Below are 4,526 nucleotides of genomic sequence, written 5' to 3'. Positions count from 1 at the left end.
CGAGTACTCGGGCAGGACATTGACCCCGGGCCGGTTGTCACCGACCGCCCAGTCGTTGGGCACGCCGCTGCTGGGCAGCCCGAAGGCCAACAGCCGCAACCGCCCCCCGGGGACCTCGAAGCGTGCCGGCCCTTTCGCCTCGGCCCGGTCCAGGCCGGCACCGACCGTGGCGTAGCCGGCCTCCCCGAGCACTTTCAGCGTCTCGCACAGCCCGCGCCGCCCCCAGTCCAGCACATGGTTGTTGGCCAGCACGCAGGCATCCACCCCCGCCGCAGCAAGCACCGGCAGGTTCGCGGGATGCATGCGGTACTGGATGCCCTTGGGCTCGGCATCGTCGCTGGTGGTGACCGCCGTCTCGAGGTTGATCAGGCGCAAGTCGGGAGCCTGGTGGTCGAGCGACGCCAGGGCGTCGCCCCAGACGTAGGCGAAGTCGACGCGATGTGGGATGGGGCCGGTCAAACGCTCCGCCAGCCGGACATAGTCCAGAGCCGAGGTCATGTAGGACTCGAGGATACGGGGGTCGCCGGGATACGGCAGAATCTGGTCGATGCCGCGCCCGGTCATTACATCCCCGCTCAACCACAGGGTCACGCCGGTCATTGTGTCCCCCTGGTCCCGACTACCAGACCCTGGCCCCTATCCCTCTGTGGAAAGGGGCGCCCGGGGCAGTCGCTCCGGCAGGTGTGCCCGGATCTCGTCACGCCCCAGGGTGGTGAGGTCCTTGTGCAGCTCGAGCACGACACGCTTCGCGACATCCTCGGGTAGCGTGTCGCGCAGCAAACCCAGGAAGCGCGGCGTGGCGCTGATGATCAGATGCCGGTAGGCGCCGTCGTGCAGGCCGGCCGCCAGACGCTCCCCGATCTCATGAGCGAAGCGGATCGCCTCCTGCTCCTTGGGCGAGTGGTGCTTGCCCATGGCATGGCGTCCCTCGCCCATGGTATCGAAGGCACGTCCCGGGCTGTCGGCGTTCAGGTCCTGGTCATGCAGGCGGCCCTCGGGATTGGCCAGGTCCTCCACCTCCTCCAATGGCCCTCTCTGGTCGGACGCCGTGAAGAGTCGCGCCCGTGCCTGATCGGCGACCAATACCCAGGTGGTTTCCATATTCGTTCCCTCATACCAAGTGAGCCGACATGCCGGGATACCCAGCCTGCCGGCCATCCAGAATGGTTACTTGACCTCGACCTTGCGGCGGTTGGCCTGCTTGAGCTTGGGCAGGATCAGCTCGAGGACGCCGTTCTTGAAGGTGGCCTCGGCCTTGTCGGTATCGACCTCGCCGGGCAAGGCCACGGTGCGGGTAAAGGAGCCGCGGGAGATCTCGGAGTGGAAGTACTCGCCCTCCTCCTCCTTGGTCTCTTCGCGGTGGTCACCCTTGATGGTCACCGCGCCGTCGGTTACCGAGACGTCGAGCTCCTCGCGCTCGAAGCCCGGGGCCTCGGCACGCACCACTACCTCGGCATCGCGGTCGATGACGTCGACCTTCGGCATGCCCCTCTCGAAGGCGGCAAAGCGCTGCCAGAGGGGATGCTCCCAGCGCGACGGCATAGCGCCACGATCGAAGAAGGTATCGAGCATGCGTTCAAACTCCCGGAACGGGCTCACTGACCGGGACTCCGTCGCTTGGGAAGACTTCTCAGGCGAGGCCGAGACATCCTTGGATGCTTTCTTGGCCATGTCTATAACTCCTTGCATGCAGATCAGGAACGGCGAAACCCATAGGAACTCAAAGGACCGGACACCGAGAAGCACCAGCTATCGTTCCTCGAGTAGGTCCGCCTCGTCCTCAAGGGTAGTCCACCCCTGCCCGGCCGTCTTGATACAGATCAGCATGATTCTCGTCATGCCGTGACCCCGCATGCGCTACTCACCGATATCCTCATGCCACAGCTCGGGCGAAGCGGCAATGAAGCCTTCCATCAGCGCAATGCACTCGGGATCCTGCAGCACCTCCAGCTCGACGCCGCGCTCCCTGAGCAAGGCTTCCTCGCCGAGGAAGGTGCGGTTCTCGCCGATCACCACCTTCGGGATGCCGTAGAGCAGGATAGCACCGCTGCACATCGGACAGGGCGAGAGGGTGGTGTAGAGGATGCTTTCGCGGTAGGTCTCGGCCGGGTGGCGCCCGGCGTTCTCCAGGGCATCCATCTCGCCGTGCAACACCGAGCTGCCCAGTTGCACGCGGCGATTGTGGCCGCGACCGATGATCACCCCCCGATGCACCAGCACCGAGCCGATGGGAATCCCACCCTCCTCGAGGCCATGGCGGGCCTCCTCGAACGCAGCCTGCATGAAGCGATCCATTCGTTGACTCCCTTGCATGACGGTGACATCAGACTACGCTGCCCGGCCCCATGCGTGCCAGCAACGAGGCCAGCCACGTCCCGCTCACCCTCGCGCAGCATGTGAGTGATTCGGGTGGCTAGTTAGTCGCCAGCACGACCCTGCGGACAAACTCAAGGTGAGCGGGGGCGATCTACAAGCCCACGCCGAACAGCGCCTGCGCCAGATGGCCGGTGAGGAAAGCCAGCCCCGCCGCGGCCCCGCCGATCAGTAGGGTCCGCAGCCCCGACTTCAGCACCGGCTGGTGATAGACCAGGCTCTTGCCCATGCCGATCAGGAAGAACATCAGCCCAGCCACCGCCAGGCTCGACAGGAACTGACGGGTGGTATCCAGTCCCGGCATCGCGTAGGGCATCAGCGGCATGGCGCCCACCACCAGGAAGGCGATAAAGGTGGCCAGCGCCGAACGCAACGGGCTCAGCCCCACGGTCTGCAGGCCATGTTCCTCGGAGACCATGGTCTCCACCCATACCTCGCGGTCGCTGCAGATGGTCTCCACCACCCGCTCCAGGGTCTCACCCGTGAACCCCTTGCGCTGGAAGATCTGGCGGATCTCCTCGCGCTCGCCCTCCGGGACCACGTCGATATGATGGTTCTCGCTGCGACGCACCCCATCGACATGCTCTCGCTGGGCCTGGATCGCCTCGTAGTTGCTGACCGCCATGCTGAAGCCATCGGCCAGCAGGTTAGCGACGCCCAGCACCAGCGCGACCGTGGAGGAAAAGCCCGCACCGAAGGCTCCGGAGACCACGGCGAAGGTGGTCACGCAGCCATCGATACCGCCGAGGATGGCATCGGGCAGGTTCCGGAACCGGGAGGGGGCACGCAGCCGCCGCTCGATCACCTCCGGGCGATGCTCGTGCTCCAGCACCTCGCGCCGCTGATCGTTCATGAAGCCTCCCGTCGATGCGTCATTCATACTGCTTCCAGCTTGGCACACCCGGCCAGAGACGGGTAAGGCCGACACCGACGCCCCCTTCCGAAGGATGCGCCATACTGACAGCCCAACACGGCACAGCGTGGCATCGGCATGCCCATGACACACTCTCGCCCCCTTCCGCCACCGCTACCTGAGCCATGAGGCGGGTGGTGCCCCAAACAGAGGATCATGCGATGGACATAACACTGAAGGCCGTCACCCGCGAGAACTTTGCGGCCGTCATTGCGCTGGAGGTAGCGACATCGCAGCGTGACTATGTCGCTGACAATCTGTACTCCATTGCCGAATCGAGCTTGCATCCGAGCTATCGGCCTCGCGCCATCTATTGCGACGGGGAAGTAGTCGGCTTTCTCATGTACGAATCCTTCGACCACGACGACCGGCCGCCTGCCTACAACATCTTCCGTCTCATGGTCGACCGACACCACCAGGGAAGAGGCATCGGGTACCGGGCCATGCAGTGCGTGCTGGACGAGATCAGGGCACAGGGCCCCTTCGAGCGCATCGCGATCTGCTATGTGCCCACCAACCAGGTCGCCCGGGACTTCTACGCCAGCCTCGGCTTCGAGGAGGCGGGGCTGAGCGAGGAGACCGGCGAGGTCATCGCCGAGATACGGGGGTAGCGAGGAGCGCATCCGCCTGCGGCGCGCACCCCGCTTGACGGACGGGTGACCGCCGGCCCCAGAATAGGCCATCCCCTCCGAGGAGTTCGCCCATGCCCCTGCTGAATGCCATCCTGGCCGTTGCCCTCTCCGCCGCCCCCTGGCTGCTGCTGGGGCTGGTGATGGCCGGGCTGATCAAGGCCCTGGTCTCCGAGGCCCTGCTCCAGCGCTGGGTGGGCGGCCATGGCCTGGGCAGCATCGCCCGTGCGGCGGTGATCGGCGCCCCCCTGCCGCTCTGCTCCTGCGGGGCCATTCCCACGGCGCTGGCCATGCATCGCGGCGGCGCCTCACGCGGCCCCGCCACCGCCTTCCTGATCGGCACCCCGGGCATCGGCGTAGACTCCATGGCCATCACCTACGCCCTGCTCGGCCCCTTCATGGCCGTGGCCCGGGCAAGCAGCGCGGTCTTCACCGCCATCGTCACCGGACTGCTGGTGGGCCGTACCGGCTCGACACGCGAGACGGCCGGCGTCGAGCCCCTCACCGAGGACGGCTGCGGGAGCTGTTGCGCCAGCGGCTATGACGAGGCACAGGACACTCCTGCCGAGGCCGCTGCGCCGGGGCTCGCCGACCGACTGGCCGAAGGGCTT

General features: G+C 66.2%; 7 protein-coding genes. 2 read left to right on the top strand and 5 right to left on the bottom strand.

Annotated elements, in window-relative coordinates; all coding sequences use genetic code 11:
• From RI841_RS14665 to RI841_RS14645, 5 genes are all read right to left on the bottom strand, one after another.
• Window positions 1-600, bottom strand: a 600-nt coding sequence (locus tag RI841_RS14665; RefSeq protein WP_310706375.1) for a CapA family protein, incomplete at its 3' end; no start/stop codon positions are given.
• Between the two features lie 36 nt (window positions 601-636).
• Complete coding sequence (locus RI841_RS14660; protein ID WP_310706374.1) at window positions 637-1,101, bottom strand: host attachment protein; 465 nt, start codon at window positions 1,099-1,101, stop codon at window positions 637-639.
• Window positions 1,102-1,167: 66 nt separating this feature from the next.
• Window positions 1,168-1,572 (bottom strand): Hsp20/alpha crystallin family protein, encoded by a 405-nt coding sequence (locus RI841_RS14655; protein WP_310706373.1) that lies wholly within the window; start codon window positions 1,570-1,572, stop codon window positions 1,168-1,170.
• 285 nt (window positions 1,573-1,857) lie between these two features.
• Window positions 1,858-2,295: a nucleoside deaminase gene (locus RI841_RS14650; protein ID WP_310706372.1), complete on the bottom strand. Its 438-nt coding sequence runs from the start codon at window positions 2,293-2,295 to the stop codon at window positions 1,858-1,860.
• A 172-nt stretch (window positions 2,296-2,467) separates the two neighbouring features.
• Window positions 2,468-3,226 (bottom strand): VIT1/CCC1 transporter family protein, encoded by a 759-nt coding sequence (locus tag RI841_RS14645; RefSeq protein WP_310706371.1) that lies wholly within the window; start codon window positions 3,224-3,226, stop codon window positions 2,468-2,470.
• A gap of 221 nt (window positions 3,227-3,447) precedes the next feature.
• On the opposite strand from RI841_RS14645, the gene RI841_RS14640 reads away from it, so the two are divergent.
• The gene (locus RI841_RS14640) at window positions 3,448-3,897 is read left to right on the top strand and encodes a GNAT family N-acetyltransferase (protein ID WP_310706370.1); all 450 of its coding nucleotides are present in this window, start codon (window positions 3,448-3,450) and stop codon (window positions 3,895-3,897) included.
• 92 nt (window positions 3,898-3,989) lie between these two features.
• Window positions 3,990-4,526, top strand: a 537-nt coding sequence (locus tag RI841_RS14635; RefSeq protein ID WP_310706369.1) for a permease, incomplete at its 3' end; no start/stop codon positions are given.

It is taken from the genome of Halomonas sp., from assembly GCF_031581305.1.
In the GTDB taxonomy this organism is placed as follows: Bacteria; Pseudomonadota; Gammaproteobacteria; order Pseudomonadales; family Halomonadaceae; genus Halomonas.
Note: the sequence above shows the minus strand (reverse complement) of the source record. Positions and strands in the feature narration are given on the sequence as shown.

What these genes read in the sequence shown, in the direction of transcription:
- RI841_RS14660 (WP_310706374.1), bottom strand. Translation starts at nt 1,101, where the DNA reads ATGGAAACCACCTGGGTATTGGTCGCCGATCAGGCACGGGCGCGACTC.
- RI841_RS14655 (WP_310706373.1), bottom strand. Translation starts at nt 1,572, where the DNA reads ATGCTCGATACCTTCTTCGATCGTGGCGCTATGCCGTCGCGCTGGGAG.
- RI841_RS14650 (WP_310706372.1), bottom strand. Translation starts at nt 2,295, where the DNA reads ATGGATCGCTTCATGCAGGCTGCGTTCGAGGAGGCCCGCCATGGCCTC.
- RI841_RS14645 (WP_310706371.1), bottom strand. Translation starts at nt 3,226, where the DNA reads ATGAACGATCAGCGGCGCGAGGTGCTGGAGCACGAGCATCGCCCGGAG.
- RI841_RS14640 (WP_310706370.1), top strand. Translation starts at nt 3,448, where the DNA reads ATGGACATAACACTGAAGGCCGTCACCCGCGAGAACTTTGCGGCCGTC.